This window comes from Pseudoalteromonas sp. N1230-9 (genome assembly GCF_032716425.1).
Classification (GTDB): domain Bacteria; phylum Pseudomonadota; class Gammaproteobacteria; order Enterobacterales; family Alteromonadaceae; genus Pseudoalteromonas.
The window spans coordinates 3,307,469-3,323,949 of record NZ_CP090419.1 but is presented as its reverse complement, the minus strand read 5'-3'; the positions used below and the strand labels follow the sequence as shown (position 1 = coordinate 3,323,949).

Below are 16,481 nucleotides of genomic sequence, written 5' to 3'. Positions count from 1 at the left end.
GAAAAGTTTATTCACTCACACGAAATCAGCGCGTTTTTGATGGTTATCTCGATACTGTTTTGGTGATAGGCCAACATAACTTTTAAAGCTTCGAGCAAAATAACTTTGCGAGCTAAAGCCATTTTGTTCAGCTATCAGGCCAATTGCTGATGTGCTATTGATTAGTTGTTCTTTTGCAAATTCTAAACGTGTATTGCGCAAATAGTCTGATGGAGTTTGTGAATATAATGCTTTCATTTTTAATTGAAGTGCACGGGGGCTTAAACATAATGCAGAGGCAAGTTGTTCGACGGAGAAACTTTCATCTTGATAATGAGTTTGCACTACCTGCTTAAGCTTCTCTGTAAAGGAGTAGTCTTTATTGTGAACCGTAATCTGCGCGGATGGGTCTGTGTGTAGCGGGGCAGCAAGCTGCGCTGTTAAATGCTGGTTTAAGATGTGTCTTAAATTAAGCAACCCCTTTACACGGCTGATCAGTATTGCTGGTTCAAACGGTTTACTTAAAAAATCATCGGCTAATAAGTCGAGGCCTTTTAAACGACTATGTGTGTCTGCCTTTGCTGAAAGCAATAGGACAGGAATGTGGCTGGTGGCGGGATTGGCACGTAGTTTAGCCAATAGTTGATAGCCATCCATGTTAGGCATCATGACATCACTAATGATTAGGTCTGGTAGACTCGTTTGACATAGTTCAATAGCTTGTTGACCATCAATTGCGCAGATACAACGAAACTCCTCATTAAATAACGAAAGTAATAGCTCAGCCATGTCTTGGTTATCCTCAACAATGAGAATAGTTGGCTGTGAGGAATGCAGTTCAATTGAGTTATTTATATGTTTACCAGAGGCGATTGCAAGAGGAAGTGATACATTAAAACAGCTCCCTTTGTTAATTTGACTTTCTAGGGTTATTGCCCCGCCGTACTCTTCAACTAGCTGCTTTACCAAGGTCAGGCCGATCCCACTTCCTGACTCTTCAGATGCAGCCACCCGAGTAAAGCGTTTAAAAACTTGTTGCTGGTGCTTGTCGGCAATTCCGATACCCGTATCGATAATGCTAAACAGTGCCTGTTGCTGTTCTATAGAGAGGCTAATATCTACTCTACCACCGTGCGGAGTGTATTTAAGGGCATTACTAATTAGGTTGCTAAAGATAGAGTGAGCATGCTCGGGGGCAAGGGCAATCATGCATTCTTCAGCCGTATTAGTGTGAAAATTAAATTGCAGTTGCTTTTGCTTAAAGAGCGGCGTGAAGTCGTTTATCAAGTTGGTCAGAAAATCATTTAATGAATACGGTGATACCGTATAAATAGCTGTACTTGGACGTTTGCTCAATTGTAAAAGTTGATTAATGAGCTCAAGCAAACGCTGGCAATTGCGCTTTATACTAGCAAGTTGCGTTTGTGTATGTTGGTCAGTATTACTGTGCTGTAACTGACTCACTGGAGCAAGTATTAAGCTCAGTGGCGTTTTTAGCTCGTGGCTAATGTTATCTAAAAATTGATCTTTTAATTTGTTTAATTCAATTTCAGTTTGCTTCTCTTGCTCAGCAAGCTTGCGTTGGTAGAGCGCATTTAGAAGTAACCAAGTTAACGTTAATGCCATTATTAGATAGATGCCATAGGCTAATTTACTTTGCCACCAAGGAGGCACAACGGTTAGTTCTAGCAAAGATACACTGTCACTCCATAGACCATATTGGTCTTTTGTCTTGATTAATAATTGGTAGTGACCAGCTGGCAACTGTGGATAGTTAACTTGCCTAAGGGATGCATCTGTATACAAAAACTGTTCATCAAAGCCTGCTAACTTATAGCCATATTGGTAATGTTTTGGTGTGGCACCATTATTTAATGCGCTAAATTTAAAGCCAATAACGCCAGCTGATTGCTCAAAAGAGAGTGAATGGGTGGAACTGGCAAGCGTGTTTGTTTGCTTTCCAAAGTGGTTACTTTCAATTACGTGATTGTTCAGTAATAGCTCAGTTAACACGGGAGTAGGGGGAGCGTGCGATAAGTTTAACTGCTCTGGATAAAAATGGTTATAACCATTAATACCGCCAAAAAATAATTCGCCATCGTCTGCTTGAAAGCTCGCGCCCAGTATAAATGATTGGTGCTGAATACCGTCTTCTGGCAAAAATTGCTGTATCTGATCTGTGGATGGATTATAGCGTGTTAGTCCGCCATTGGTTGCTAGCCAAAGCATGTCTTGCTGATCAGTTAAAATATCAAAAATATTATCATTCGCTAAGCCGTGCTGCTCGGTAATTTGTTTAACGTTAAAATTATGTTTATTGACTTGGTTCAGTCCCTGCATTGTACCAACCCAAATGATGTTCTTTTTTAGCAGTAAAGAAGTCACCATGTTATGACTAAGCCCTGTATCGGCTGAGCTTTGTTGATCTAATAAACTGAATTGCTCACTTGCAATATCTAGCTTATTGAGCCCTGCTCGGGTGCCAATCCAAAGAGCATGGTCATCACTATCATAGGCAAGCGTAAATACAGTGTTGTTTGCAAGACTGTTGTTTGTGTCGTTATGCTTGAAGTGAGTGACCTTTGCTGATTTAGGCTCAAACCGAGTAAGTCCTTGGTTACTGCCAAGCCAAAGTGCACCCGTTTTGTCACTGGTTATCGCATAAACACGATCACTACTAAGCTGGTGGCTTTGCGTGGTGAAAACTTCAAAACTATCACTGCTATCTTGATATTTGACCAAGCCGCCACCGTAGGTGCCAATCCATAACTGATGATTAGCGTCTTCATGGAGGGCAAATATATTACTGTTTGGTAATGCGTTTTTATAGTGATGATAGCCTTGGGTTGTTTTACGGTTCAGCCCATCACGAGTGCCAATCCATACCTCTCCATTCGCTCTTTTTATGATTGAGCGAACAAAATTATGGCTCAAAGAATGTGGTTGAGAGGTTGTTGATTGATGAGAAAACTGCTGTTGTTTGGGGTCGTATCTGTGTACGCCATAGCCATCAGTCCCTAGCCAAATAACACCTTGTGGGTCTTGATAGAGTGAAAGGAGATAATCACTGCTTAAACTATTGTGCTCTTGTTTGTCATGACGGTATTGAATGTATTCTTCTTGTAAGTCTGCCTCAGCAGGTAAAAAGTATAAACCTTGCCCATAGCTTGTTAGCCAAAGGTTGTTTTGAGCATCAATAAGGCTGTCAGTGATCCAAGTACCTTCAAAGTGCTTAATTGGTTCACTCACTAACGTTGTTAAATTAAGTATATAGAGTCCTTGCTTGCCGCCAACAAGCAACTTTTCATGACTAAGTAGATTGAGATGCCATAACGGCGAGCTGATACTCGCGTGTTGAGTAAATTGCTGTGTATTTGGATTAAATGAAAGCAACCCTTGGCTGGTAGCGAGCCAAAGCTGTTTATCAGTGATGATGATGTCGCGAATGAGCGTGTTTTGCTGACCATGCGCCTTAAATTGAAAATGTTTGAACTCTTTCGTGGTTAGATCAAAATAGCTTAATCTACCTTGCTCATGCCCGAGCCAAAGGTTACCGCTTTTCGTCAATGCCATCGACCAAATTTTATCGTCACTTAGCCCTGAATTATTGCCTGACGAGTATACTTCGAACTCGCCAGTGTGCGTGTTAAGGCGATTGAGTCCTTTACTTGCAGTTGCAAACCAGAGTTGTTGATGCTGATCTTTTTGGCAGGAAGTGATCCAATTTCCCGAAATGCTTTTGCTATGGTTGTTGGCTTTGAAGCGTTTAAATTCATAACCATCAAAACGATTTAACCCGCCTTGTGTGGCAAGCCATAAAAAGCCTTGTTGATCAGTAATACTGCAATTGATGGAGTTTTGACTTAAACCTTGCTGACTATTAAAGGTTGTCAGGTGTAATGGGCGAGCATTAGCAAGCTGACTAACAAGCAAAGTGATACTAAATAATACAACGTAGCGGGCAAATTTTAACGGCAACACATGTATCCATGTCGTTTTCAGTTCCTTTATTGGGTTTATAATAAACTGCTTTTTAATCAATGTTAATATTGATTTTTAAATAGACTGACGAGAATTTAACTTCTGGGTATCTTTTACACTTGTGTTAATGAATTGCGTAAGTATAATAGGCATCCACTTTGCAGGGGCGTAGTTCCAATTGGTAGAACAGCGGTCTCCAAAACCGACGGTTGGGAGTTCGAATCTCTCCGCCCCTGCCACTTTTACACTGTGTGTGAAGTCTAAAATTAAAAATCGGTTTAAACAGTCAGTTTTTAAGTTTAGATTTTAATGGATTAACCCTGCCAAAGAGCAGGGTTGTTGTGTCTGTAGTTAAGGTAATAATATTATGAGCACGAATGTAGAAACACCATCAAGTGCGATGGATTCAGTGAAGTGGATTGTAGCGATAGCGCTACTAGCAGGCGCAGTTGTTGGTAACCACATGTACGCAGACCAATCTGTATTATTACGTGCAATTGGCGTAGTGGTTGCTGTTGCAGCAGGTTTAGGTATTGCCTCACTTACTGAAAAAGGCCGTACTTTTATTGCGTTTGCAAAAGAGGCACGTATTGAAGTGCGTAAAGTTGTCTGGCCAACGCGCCAAGAAACAACCCATACAACATTAATTGTAATGGTTGCAACTGTGATTATGGCACTTATCCTGTGGGGATTAGATGGCATTTTATTCCGCGCTGTAGGCTTTTTAACTGGATTGGAGATCTGATCCCATGTCGGATGAGAAGAACGAAAAGAAACTACGTTGGTACGTAGTACAAGCTTTCTCGGGTTATGAGAAGCGTGTTGCACAAACTATTCTTGAGCATATCAAGATCGAAGGTTTGGAAGATAGTTTTGGTGAAGTTTTAGTACCAACTGAAGAAGTTGTTGAGATGCGTGCTGGTCAAAAGCGTAAATCTGAGCGTAAATTCTTCCCAGGTTACGTATTGGTAGAAATGGACATGAACGATGCAAGCTGGCACTTAGTGAACAGCACTGCGCGTGTAATGGGCTTTATTGGTGGTACATCAGACCGTCCTGCACCAATCAGCAAAAAAGAAGCTGATCGCATCTTAAATCGTCTGCAAGAGAATGCTGAAGCACCTAAGCCTGCAACATTATTTGAACCAGGCGAAGTTGTTCGTGTTATTGATGGTCCATTTGCTGACTTCAGCGGTGTCGTTGAAGAAGTGGATTACGAAAAGAGCCGCGTGAAAGTATCTGTACTTATCTTTGGTCGTTCGACACCAGTTGAGCTTGAATTTGGTCAAGTTGAACAAGACAAATAAGTAAAAAAATTAAAGCTGCCAAAATCGTTTAATATTTTGGCAATAAGCTTGAAAAAGGCCGTTGATTAACTTATAATCAGCGGCCTTTTTGTGTTAGGGCAAGTTATCACTTGTTTTATCACTTGTTTTATCACGAAAAGTGAGAACCAATTTTTAAACTGGGAAGCCGTTAGAGTACGCGTCCTCGCGCGCACAAGGCTATGACCCACCAAATGAGGTATTTATTATGGCTAAAAAAGTTGAAGCTATTATCAAGCTACAAGTTGCCGCTGGTATGGCTAACCCTAGTCCTCCAGTAGGTCCAGCACTAGGTCAACACGGTGTAAACATCATGGAATTCTGTAAAGCGTTCAACGCACGTACAGAGTCTATCGAAAAAGGCGCTCCAGTTCCTGTAGTGATCTCTGTTTACGGTGACCGTTCTTTCACGTTCGACATGAAAACTCCACCGGCTGCTTACTTACTTAAGAAAGCTGCAGGTATCAAATCAGGTTCTGGCCGTCCTAACACTGAAAAAGTGGGTACAGTTACTCGTGCTCAACTTGAAGAAATCGTTGAGACAAAACGACCTGACCTTACAGCGGCTGATATGGATGCTGCAGTTCGCACTATCGCAGGTTCTGCGCGTGCGATGGGCTTGAACGTAGAGGACTAAGATAATGGCAAAATTAACTAAACGTATGCGTACAATCCGCGAAAAAGTGGATGCGACTAAAGATTACGAAATCAACGAAGCCGTTGCTCTTTTAAAAGAGTTAGCGACAGCTAAATTCGTAGAAAGTGTTGACGTTGCTGTTAACCTTGGTATCGATGCTCGTAAATCTGACCAAAACGTTCGTGGTGCAACTGTACTACCTAACGGTACTGGTCGTGAAGTTCGTGTTGCTGTATTCACACAAGGCGCTAACGCAGATGCTGCGAAAGAAGCTGGTGCTGAATTAGTGGGCATGGAAGATCTTGCTGAACAAGTTAAGAAAGGCGAGATGAACTTTGACGTTGTTGTTGCATCTCCAGACGCTATGCGTGTTGTTGGTCAACTAGGTCAAATCTTAGGCCCACGTGGTCTAATGCCAAACCCTAAAACTGGTACTGTAACGCCTAACGTTGCAGAAGCAGTTAAAAATGCGAAAGCAGGTCAAGTTCGTTACCGTAACGACAAGAACGGTATCATCCATACTACTATCGGTAAGGTTGATTTCACTGCTGAGCAACTTCAACAAAACCTTGAAGCTCTTATTGTTGCGCTTAAGAAGGCTAAACCTTCTCAAGCAAAAGGTACTTACGTGAAAAAAGTAACTATCTCTACAACAATGGGCGCAGGTGTTGCTGTTGACCAAAACTCTTTAAGCACAGTTGTTGCTTAATTAAGAGTTTACATGGCGCGAAATTTAAACTATAATTTTGCGCCATTTTGTTGAGAAAGTTAATTTCGAAACAAGTAAAGAATTCGGGTTGAAGTCCATAATTTCGTACTGCCTTCGGGTAAAAACGATAAATTGAGCTTCCGTCCAAGACCGTAGGCGGCTTCGGCCTTAATAAATTTACCTACGTAGACGGTGTGAATCCCCAGATAGATTTTTCCTAATCTTCTGGCTCTCGCCGTAAAAAGCATCTCCATCATTGATGGGGAAGAGTAGAACAGGGAAGCCTATGTAGGCGACCCATTAAACCAGGAGTAACACCCATGGCTTTAAATCTTCAAGGCAAAAAAGCAATTGTTGCTGAAGTCAACGAAGCAGCCACTGGTGCTCTTTCTGCAGTTGTTGCAGATTCTCGTGGTGTAACAGTTGGTGCTATCACTGCCCTTCGTAAAGAAGCTCGTGAAGCTGGTGTATGGATGAAAGTTGTTCGTAACACTTTAGCTAAACGTGCTGTTGAAGGTACAGACTTTGAGTGCCTTTCTGACTCACTTGTTGGTCCAAGCTTAATCGCTTTCTCATCAGAGCACCCAGGTGCTGCTGCGCGTATTTTTAAAGAATTCGCGAAAAAGAATGAGAAATTCGAAGTTAAGACGGCTGCATTTGAAGGTAATGTAGTAGACGCAGCTATGCTAGCAACTCTACCTACTTACGACGAAGCTGTTGCACGCTTAATGAGCGCTATGAAAGAAGCGTCTGCTGGCAAATTGTGTAAAACAATTGAAGCAGTACGTGTACAGAAAGCTGAGCAAGCTGCTTAATTTTAAGCTGTTTTTTTGTTCACTTTCGGTGTAATATTTTTTTTGGGCTAGAATTAGTCCGTAATAATTAGGAAATTTGTAATGTCTGTAACTAAAGACCAAATCCTTGATGCTATTGCTGAAATGTCAGTAATGGACGTTGTTGCTCTAGTTGAAGCAATGGAAGAGAAATTCGGCGTAACTGCAGCTGCTGCTGTTGTTGCAGGTCCTGCTGCTGGTGATGCAGCTGAAGAAAAGACTGAGTTTGACGTAATCCTTACTGGCGCTGGCGCTAACAAGGTTGCTGCAATCAAAGCTGTACGTGGTGCAACTGGTCTTGGCCTTAAAGAAGCGAAAGCTCTTGTTGAATCAGCTCCTGCACCTCTTAAAGAAGGTGTATCTAAAGAAGAAGCTGAAGCGCTTGCAAAAGACCTTACTGAAGCTGGTGCTGAAGTTGAGGTTAAGTAATCTAGCTTACGCTAGGTTCGCTGCCTGAGTAATCAGGCAAGGGCTGGTGATTATTTAATCACCGGCCTTTTTGCGCTATGGAGCGATGCAATCCTGTAGCGCAAACAAAATCTAATTTTCTCTTTATTTTCAATTTGTTATGTAAATTAACGGTGAAAGTAACCGAGCAAAATAGAACAACAATTTAATGTTGTACATCTTGGCATAGATGCCAGTTAAGTCTGTTCTTACAAGAACAGGTCGGGTCAAAGATCAGCAAGCTGAGGAACCCCATGGCTTACTCTTATTCTGAAAAGAAACGTATCCGTAAGGATTTTGGTAAACGTCCACAAGTTTTGGATATACCTTTCTTACTGTCGACGCAGTTAGAATCGTTTAAAAAATTCTTAGTCCCTGACGCTGATGGCGATCACGGTTTGGAAGCTGCTTTCCGTTCTGTGTTTCCGATCAAAAGCTACTCGGGAAATTCTGAGCTACAATACGTAAGTTATCGTATTGGTGAGCCAGTATTCGATGTAAAAGAATGTCAAATTCGCGGTGTGACTTATTCTGCTCCACTTCGCGTAAAATTGCGTCTTGTGGTGATGGACAAAGAAGCACCAGGCACAGTTAAAGACATAAAAGAGCAAGAAGTTTACATGGGCGAAATTCCGCTCATGACTGATACCGGTACCTTTGTAATCAATGGTACAGAGCGTGTTATCGTTTCTCAGCTACACCGTAGCCCTGGTGTATTCTTTGATAACGACCGTGGTAAAACTCACTCGTCAGGTAAAGTACTCTATAACGCGCGTGTAATTCCTTACCGTGGTTCATGGTTAGACTTCGAGTTTGATGCAAAAGATAACCTATATGTACGTATTGACCGTCGTCGTAAATTACCGGCGTCAATTATCTTACGTGCACTAGAGTTTTCTACAGAAGAAATTCTAGATATCTTCTTCGATACCACTGCGTTTGAAGTAACTGATGGTAAAGTTCTTATGGAGCTTGTGCCTTCACGTTTACGTGGTGAAACTGCCGCTTTTGATATCAAAGGCGAAGACGGTGAAGTCCTTGTTGAAGCGGGTCGTCGTATTACTGCGCGTCACATCAAGAACATCGAGAAAAAAGGTATTAACCAATTAGAAGTACCGCATGAGTACATCATTGGTCGTGTTGTAGCTAAAAACTATGTTGATGAATCAACAGGTGAGATCATCGCAAACGCGAATGACGAGCTATCACTTGAGCTAATGGCTGAATTGGTTAAAGCAGGTCACACTAAGATTGATACACTATATATCAACGAAGTGGACAGCGGCGCCTACATGTCAGATACATTACGTATCGACACAACAAGCAACCGTTTAGAAGCATTAGTAGAAATTTATCGTATGATGCGCCCAGGCGAGCCACCGACGAAAGACGCGGCTGAAGCCTTATTTGATAATTTGTTCTTCTCTGACGAGCGTTACGATTTATCAACAGTTGGTCGTATGAAGTTCAATAGCCGTGTAGGCTATGACTCAGATACAGGCCCAGGCACATTATCGAAAGAAGACATCGTAGCTGTTATGAAAGTGCTTATCGCTATTCGTAACGGTGTTGGCGATGTTGATGATATCGACCACTTAGGCAACCGTCGTATCCGTAGTGTTGGCGAAATGGCTGAGAACCAATTCCGTGTTGGTCTAGTACGTGTTGAACGTGCTGTACGTGAGCGTTTAAGCTTAGGTGACCTTGATGCGGTAATGCCACAAGATCTTATTAACGCTAAGCCTATTTCGGCAGCGGTTAAAGAGTTCTTTGGTTCATCTCAGTTATCACAGTTCATGGACCAAAATAACCCGCTTTCAGAAGTAACGCACAAGCGTCGTATTTCTGCATTAGGTCCGGGTGGTTTAACACGTGAACGCGCTGGCTTCGAAGTGCGAGACGTTCACGTAACTCACTATGGTCGTGTATGTCCAATCGAAACGCCTGAGGGTCCAAACATCGGTCTAATTAACTCATTGTCTACGTACGCACGTACTAATGACTATGGTTTCTTAGAAACACCTTACCGTAAAGTGGTAAACGGTGTAGTTACTGATGAAGTAGATTACTTATCAGCCATTGAAGAAGGTCAGTTTGTTATCGCTCAGGCGAACTCAAACTTGAACGACAACAATGAGTTTGTTGATGAACTAATTCCATGTCGTCACAAAGGTGAATCAACCTTTATGGGCAAGATGGACCAGCAATATATGGACGTATCACCACAGCAGGTGATCTCTGTAGCGGCAGCACTTATCCCGTTCCTAGAACACGATGATGCTAACCGTGCATTGATGGGTTCAAACATGCAACGTCAAGCCGTACCAACACTTATCGCGGACAAACCGTTAGTAGGTACAGGTATCGAGCTTACACTAGCGAAAGATTCTGGTGTAACGATCGTTGCTAAGCGTGGTGGTGAAGTAATGTATGCGGATGCAAGCCGCATCGTTGTAAATGTACATGAAGATGAGCGTATTCCAGGTGAAGCGGGCATCGATATTTACAACCTTACTAAATACACTCGCTCAAACCAAAATACATGTATTAACCAAAAACCAACGTGTATGGTTGGTGAGCCGGTAACACGTGGTGACGTATTAGCAGATGGTCCTTCGACTGACTTAGGTGACTTAGCACTTGGTCAGAACCTTCGCGTGGCATTCATGCCATGGAACGGTTATAACTTCGAGGATTCAATCCTACTATCTGAGCGTGTAGTTCAAGAAGATCGTCTAACGACTATCCATATTCAAGAACTACAATGTATCGCACGTGATACTAAATTAGGTCCTGAAGAGATCACAGCAGATATCCCTAACGTGGGTGAGTCTGCACTAGGCAAGCTTGATGAATCAGGCGTTGTTTATATCGGTGCTGAAGTGAAAGGCGGCGATATCCTAGTAGGTAAAGTGACTCCGAAAGGCGAAACGCAATTAACGCCAGAAGAAAAGCTACTACGTGCTATCTTCGGTGAGAAAGCGTCAGACGTTAAAGACAGCTCTTTACGCGTACCAAACTCTGTAACTGGTACTGTAATCGACGTACAAGTTTTCACCCGTGACGGTGTTGAAAAAGATAAGCGTGCGTTAGAAGTTGAAGACATGCAGCTTCGCGAAGCGAAGAAAGACTTCAACGAAGAGTTCCGTATCTTAGAAGCCGGTGTATTAGACCGTGCTCGTAAGCTACTTGTTGACGCAGGTCTGAACGCAGATTCAATTGCATCACTAAATGCTGAAAAGCTGCTTACTCAAAGCCTTGCTGAAGAAGACAAGCAAGCTGAACTTGAGCAACTAGCTGCACAGTACGATGAGCTTAAAGCTGAATACGATAAGAAGTTTGAAAACAAACGTCGTAAGATCACTCAAGGTGATGACTTAGCACCAGGCGTACTTAAGATTGTTAAAGTATACCTAGCTGTTAAACGTCGTATCCAACCGGGTGATAAGATGGCGGGTCGTCACGGTAACAAAGGTGTTATCTCGACTATCGTACCAGTAGAAGATATGCCATACGATGACAAAGGTCGTACGGTAGACATTGTTCTGAACCCGCTAGGTGTACCATCACGTATGAACATCGGTCAGATCCTAGAAACACACATGGGTCTTGCTGCACGTGGTGTGGGTGAGCGCTTAGAAGAAATGATGAAAGAGCAGCGTGAACTGCACGAAATCCGTAGCTTCGTTAAGAAAGTTTACGAATTAGGTGATTGTCGTCAGAAAGTCGATATTGACACTTTCTCAGATGACGAAGTTCGTCGCTTAGCTGAAAACTTGAAAGGTGGTTTACCGATCGCAACTCCAGCCTTTGATGGTGCTCGTGAAGGCGAGATCAAAGACTTACTAGAGCTTGGTGGTTATCCAAGAAGCGGTCAAGTTACACTTTATGATGGCCGTACTGGCGATCAGTTTGAACGTCAAGTAACTGTTGGTTACATGTACATGCTGAAACTTAACCACTTGGTTGATGACAAGATGCACGCACGTTCAACTGGTTCTTACAGCCTTGTTACTCAGCAGCCGCTGGGTGGTAAAGCGCAGTTCGGTGGCCAGCGTTTCGGTGAGATGGAGGTGTGGGCACTAGAAGCTTACGGTGCCGCATATACTCTACAAGAAATGCTAACAGTGAAATCGGATGACGTGAACGGTCGTACTAAGATGTATAAGAACATCGTAGATGGTAACCATAAGATGGAACCAGGTATGCCAGAATCGTTCAACGTATTGTTGAAAGAAATCCGCTCACTGGGTATCAACATCGAGTTGGAAGAAAATTAAGCCATTTAGGTGCGGCGTAAGCCGCACCTGTTAGGCCGAATAGAATGTAGGGGCGATTGGTTCGCCCTCAAGATTAACCTCCGACAGGAGAGCTAAGGTGAAAGACTTACTTAAGTTTCTGAAGCAACAAAATAAGACCGAAGAATTCGATGCAATTCGCATTGGTCTTGCTTCGCCAGATATGGTTCGTTCATGGTCATACGGTGAAGTAAAGAAACCTGAGACAATCAACTACCGTACTTTCAAGCCTGAGCGCGACGGCTTATTCTGTGCCCGTATTTTCGGCCCAGTGAAAGATTATGAGTGTTTATGTGGTAAATATAAGCGCCTTAAGCACCGTGGTGTTATTTGTGAAAAGTGTGGCGTTGAAGTAACGCTTACTAAAGTGCGTCGTGACCGTATGGGTCACATTGAGCTTGCTAGCCCAGTTGCGCACATTTGGTTCTTAAAATCATTACCGTCACGTATCGGCTTAATGCTAGACATGACACTTCGTGACATCGAACGCGTACTTTACTTCGAATCATTCGTTGTAACTGAGCCTGGTATGACAACGCTTGAGCGTGGTCAACTTTTAGGTGAAGAAGAGTACCTAGATGCACTAGAAGAGCACGGTGATGAGTTTGAAGCGAAGATGGGTGCTGAAGCAGTTTTAGACTTGCTTCGTGAACTTGATCTTGGCCAATTAATTGCTGAAATGCGTGAAGAGTTACCAACAATTAACTCTGAAACGAAGCGTAAGAAGATCACTAAACGTCTTAAATTAATGGAATCTTTCCACCAATCAGGTAACAACCCTGAGTGGATGATCATGACTGTACTTCCAGTACTGCCACCTGATCTACGTCCATTAGTACCACTAGACGGTGGTCGTTTTGCGACTTCTGATCTGAATGATCTTTATCGTCGTGTTATTAACCGTAATAACCGTCTTAAGCGTCTATTAGATTTAGCTGCACCAGACATTATCGTACGCAACGAAAAACGTATGTTACAAGAAGCGGTTGATGCGCTACTTGATAACGGTCGTCGCGGTCGTGCGATCACAGGTTCTAACAAACGTCCTCTTAAATCGCTTGCTGATATGATCAAAGGTAAGCAAGGTCGTTTCCGTCAGAACTTACTTGGTAAACGTGTAGATTACTCAGGCCGTTCTGTAATCACAGTAGGTCCTACGCTTAAACTACACCAGTGTGGTCTTCCTAAGAAGATGGCACTTGAGCTATTCAAACCATTTATCTACGGCAAACTAGAGCGTCGCGGCATGGCTACGACTATCAAAGCTGCGAAGAAGATGGTTGAGCGTGAAGTGGCAGAAGTATGGGATGTATTAGACGAAGTAATTCGTGAACATCCAGTATTACTTAACCGTGCACCAACTCTTCACCGTTTGGGTATCCAAGCGTTCGAACCTGTGCTTATCGAAGGTAAAGCGATCCATTTACACCCATTAGTTTGTGCGGCGTACAACGCTGACTTCGATGGTGACCAAATGGCGGTACACGTACCGTTAACGCTTGAAGCACAGTTAGAAGCACGTGCGCTAATGATGTCTACAAACAACATCCTATCTCCAGCGAATGGTGAGCCAATCATCGTTCCTTCACAGGACGTTGTATTAGGTCTTTACTACATGACTCGTGATCGCATTAATGCGAAAGGCGAAGGCACTGTATTTAAAGATCCTAAAGAAGCTGAAAAAGCATACCGCAGCGGTAACGCTGAGTTACATGCACGCGTAAAAGTACGTATCAGCGAGACAATTAGTACAGAAGAGGGTGATGCAGTTGAGCAAGTATCTATTGTTGAAACAACAGTAGGTCGTGCAATTCTTTCACTAATCCTACCTAAAGGCATGCCGTTTGAGCTAATCAACCAAGCCCTAGGTAAGAAACAAATTTCTGGCTTATTAAACGAGTGTTACCGTCGTCTAGGTCTTAAAGATACAGTAATCTTTGCTGACCAAGTAATGTACACAGGTTTCCACTACGCGATGAAGTCAGGTGTTTCAATCGGTATCGATGACTTAGTTATCCCACCGGTTAAAGCAGAAATCATTGAATCAGCGGAAGCTGAAGTAACTGAAATCAACCAACAATTCCAATCAGGTCTTGTAACGGCTGGTGAAAAGTACAACAAAGTTATCGATATCTGGTCACGTGTAAATGAAAACTTATCACGTGAGATGATGGCGAACTTATCAAAAGACACTGTAATTAACGCGAAAGGCGAAGAAGAAGAGCAATCTTCATTCAACTCAGTGTTTATGATGGCAGACTCAGGTGCACGTGGTAGCGCCGCTCAGATCCGTCAGTTAGCGGGTATGCGTGGTCTAATGGCACGTCCAGATGGTTCAATCATCGAGACACCAATCACGGCGAACTTCCGTGAAGGTCTAAACGTACTACAGTACTTCATCTCGACGCACGGTGCGCGTAAAGGTCTTGCCGATACAGCACTTAAAACAGCAAACTCGGGTTACTTAACGCGTCGTCTAGTAGATGTTGCACAAGACTTAGTAATCAATGAAGACGATTGTGGCACAGAAGATGGCTTAACAATGAAACCGCTTATCGAAGGTGGTGACGTTGTAGAAGCACTTCGCGAACGTGTTCTTGGTCGTGTTATTGCTGAAGATGTATTAATCCCTGGTACAAACGAAGTACTTGTTGAGCGTAACATCATGCTTGACGAAAAACTGTGTGACCTTTTAGAAGAGCACTCAGTAGACGAAGTACGCGTTCGTTCAGTAATCACTTGTGATAATGACTTTGGTGTATGTGCTAAGTGTTACGGTCGTGACCTTGCGCGTGGCCACATCATCAACCCAGGTGAGTCAGTAGGTGTTATCGCGGCACAATCAATCGGTGAGCCGGGTACACAGCTTACGATGCGTACCTTCCACATCGGTGGTGCGGCATCTCGAGCGTCTGCTGAAAACAGTGTACAAGTTAAAACTAACGGTACATTGAAGTTACACAATGCGAAGTACGTATTAAACACAGACGGTAAGATTGTTATCACGTCTCGTTCAACAGAGATCACTATCATTGATAGCTTTGGTCGTGAGAAAGAGCGTTATAAAGTACCTTACGGTGCGGTGTTAACTGTACAAGATAATGCAGAAGTTCAAGGTAACGATATCGTTGCAACTTGGGATCCGCATAGTCACCCAATCGTTCTTGAGCACAAGTCAAAAATCTCGTTCAGCGACATTGATGACTCAAATACCGAAGCACAAACAGACGAGTTAACTGGTTTAACACGTGTGGTTGTTAAAGACTTAGGTAAAGCGAATGCGAAAGAGCCGAAACTAATCATCGAAAGCGATGAGCGTGGTCTGCAAGAAACACGTCTACCTTCATTCACAACGATTGAAGTAACAGACGGCGCAACTGCAAACCCAGGTGACGTACTTGCACGTATTCCGCAAGAAGGTTCGAAAACTCGTGATATCACGGGTGGCCTACCTCGCGTAGCTGACTTATTCGAAGCACGTAAGCCGAAAGATCCTGCAATCCTTGCAGAAATCACAGGTACAATCAGCTTCGGTAAAGAAACGAAAGGTAAGAAGCGTCTTGTAATCACTCCTGCTGAGGGTGACGCATACGAAGAGATGATCCCTAAATGGCGTCAACTTAACGTGTTCGAAGGTGAGCAAGTGTCTAAAGGTGAGGTTATCGCCGATGGTCCTGAGTCACCACATGACATCTTACGCCTACGTGGTGTAACTCATGTAGCTAACTATATCGTTAACGAAGTGCAAGAGGTTTACCGCTTGCAAGGCGTTAAGATCAATGACAAGCACATTGAGACAATTATTCGTCAGATGCTACGTAAATGTATCATCCTTGACGGCGGTGACACTGAGTTCTTAGCCGGTGAACAAGTTGAAGTGGCACGCGTTAATATCGCGAACCGTGAACTTGAGAAACAAGGCAAGATCCCAGCGAAGTTTGAAATCCAATTAATGGGTATCACTAAAGCGTCACTTGCAACAGAATCTTTCATTTCTGCAGCATCGTTCCAGGAAACTACACGTGTCCTAACTGAAGCAGCTGTAAATGGTAAGAGCGATGAGCTTCGTGGTCTGAAAGAGAACGTAATCGTGGGTCGTCTGATCCCAGCCGGTACTGGCTTTGCGTATCACCAAGACCGTTTGAACCGTCGCAAGCAAGGTGAAATCGTTGAAGAGCAAACAGTAAGCGCTGAAGAGGCAACTCAGGCACTAACTGATGCACTTAACGCAGATATCTCTGGAAACCAATAATCTCAGCTTAATCAATAGAT

Annotated in this window: 9 protein-coding genes and 1 tRNA gene; 9 read left to right on the top strand and 1 reads right to left on the bottom strand. The window is 43.1% G+C overall.

What is annotated here, in order from left to right; genetic code table 11:
• Positions 1-15: 15 nt before the first annotated feature.
• Complete coding sequence (locus tag LY624_RS15525; RefSeq protein ID WP_341803418.1) at positions 16-3,960, bottom strand: two-component regulator propeller domain-containing protein; 3,945 nt, start codon at positions 3,958-3,960, stop codon at positions 16-18.
• 162 nt (positions 3,961-4,122) lie between these two features.
• On the opposite strand from LY624_RS15525, the gene LY624_RS15520 reads away from it, so the two are divergent.
• The 9 genes from LY624_RS15520 to rpoC all read left to right on the top strand — a co-directional run bounded on the left by LY624_RS15520 (position 4,123) and on the right by rpoC (position 16,461).
• Positions 4,123-4,199, top strand: a tRNA-Trp gene (locus LY624_RS15520).
• A 128-nt stretch (positions 4,200-4,327) separates the two neighbouring features.
• Positions 4,328-4,705, top strand: a complete 378-nt coding sequence (gene secE / locus LY624_RS15515; protein WP_062568395.1) for a preprotein translocase subunit SecE — start codon at positions 4,328-4,330, stop codon at positions 4,703-4,705.
• A gap of 4 nt (positions 4,706-4,709) precedes the next feature.
• Complete coding sequence (gene nusG / locus LY624_RS15510; RefSeq protein ID WP_062568394.1) at positions 4,710-5,267, top strand: transcription termination/antitermination protein NusG; 558 nt, start codon at positions 4,710-4,712, stop codon at positions 5,265-5,267.
• Between the two features lie 226 nt (positions 5,268-5,493).
• A complete protein-coding gene (rplK, locus tag LY624_RS15505; protein WP_054554827.1) occupies positions 5,494-5,922 on the top strand; it encodes a 50S ribosomal protein L11 in 429 nt (142 codons plus the stop codon).
• Positions 5,923-5,926: 4 nt separating this feature from the next.
• Positions 5,927-6,631: a 50S ribosomal protein L1 gene (gene rplA / locus LY624_RS15500; protein ID WP_062568393.1), complete on the top strand. Its 705-nt coding sequence runs from the start codon at positions 5,927-5,929 to the stop codon at positions 6,629-6,631.
• Positions 6,632-6,951: 320 nt separating this feature from the next.
• Positions 6,952-7,446 carry a 50S ribosomal protein L10 gene (rplJ, locus tag LY624_RS15495; RefSeq protein ID WP_130149214.1) on the top strand — a complete coding sequence of 165 codons (495 nt, stop codon included), beginning with the start codon at positions 6,952-6,954 and terminating at the stop codon, positions 7,444-7,446.
• An 81-nt stretch (positions 7,447-7,527) separates the two neighbouring features.
• Positions 7,528-7,893: a 50S ribosomal protein L7/L12 gene (gene rplL / locus LY624_RS15490; RefSeq protein ID WP_130149213.1), complete on the top strand. Its 366-nt coding sequence runs from the start codon at positions 7,528-7,530 to the stop codon at positions 7,891-7,893.
• A 272-nt stretch (positions 7,894-8,165) separates the two neighbouring features.
• Positions 8,166-12,191: a DNA-directed RNA polymerase subunit beta gene (gene rpoB / locus LY624_RS15485; RefSeq protein ID WP_130149212.1), complete on the top strand. Its 4,026-nt coding sequence runs from the start codon at positions 8,166-8,168 to the stop codon at positions 12,189-12,191.
• A gap of 97 nt (positions 12,192-12,288) precedes the next feature.
• Complete coding sequence (gene rpoC / locus LY624_RS15480) at positions 12,289-16,461, top strand: DNA-directed RNA polymerase subunit beta' (RefSeq protein WP_341803416.1); 4,173 nt, start codon at positions 12,289-12,291, stop codon at positions 16,459-16,461.
• Positions 16,462-16,481 lie beyond the last annotated feature (20 nt).

Bases quoted from the DNA above. Each gene is read 5' to 3' on its own strand.
- secE (WP_062568395.1), top strand. From the start codon at position 4,328: ATGAGCACGAATGTAGAAACACCATCAAGTGCGATGGATTCAGTGAAG.
- nusG (WP_062568394.1), top strand. From the start codon at position 4,710: ATGTCGGATGAGAAGAACGAAAAGAAACTACGTTGGTACGTAGTACAA.
- rplK (WP_054554827.1), top strand. From the start codon at position 5,494: ATGGCTAAAAAAGTTGAAGCTATTATCAAGCTACAAGTTGCCGCTGGT.
- rplA (WP_062568393.1), top strand. From the start codon at position 5,927: ATGGCAAAATTAACTAAACGTATGCGTACAATCCGCGAAAAAGTGGAT.
- rplJ (WP_130149214.1), top strand. From the start codon at position 6,952: ATGGCTTTAAATCTTCAAGGCAAAAAAGCAATTGTTGCTGAAGTCAAC.
- rplL (WP_130149213.1), top strand. From the start codon at position 7,528: ATGTCTGTAACTAAAGACCAAATCCTTGATGCTATTGCTGAAATGTCA.
- rpoB (WP_130149212.1), top strand. From the start codon at position 8,166: ATGGCTTACTCTTATTCTGAAAAGAAACGTATCCGTAAGGATTTTGGT.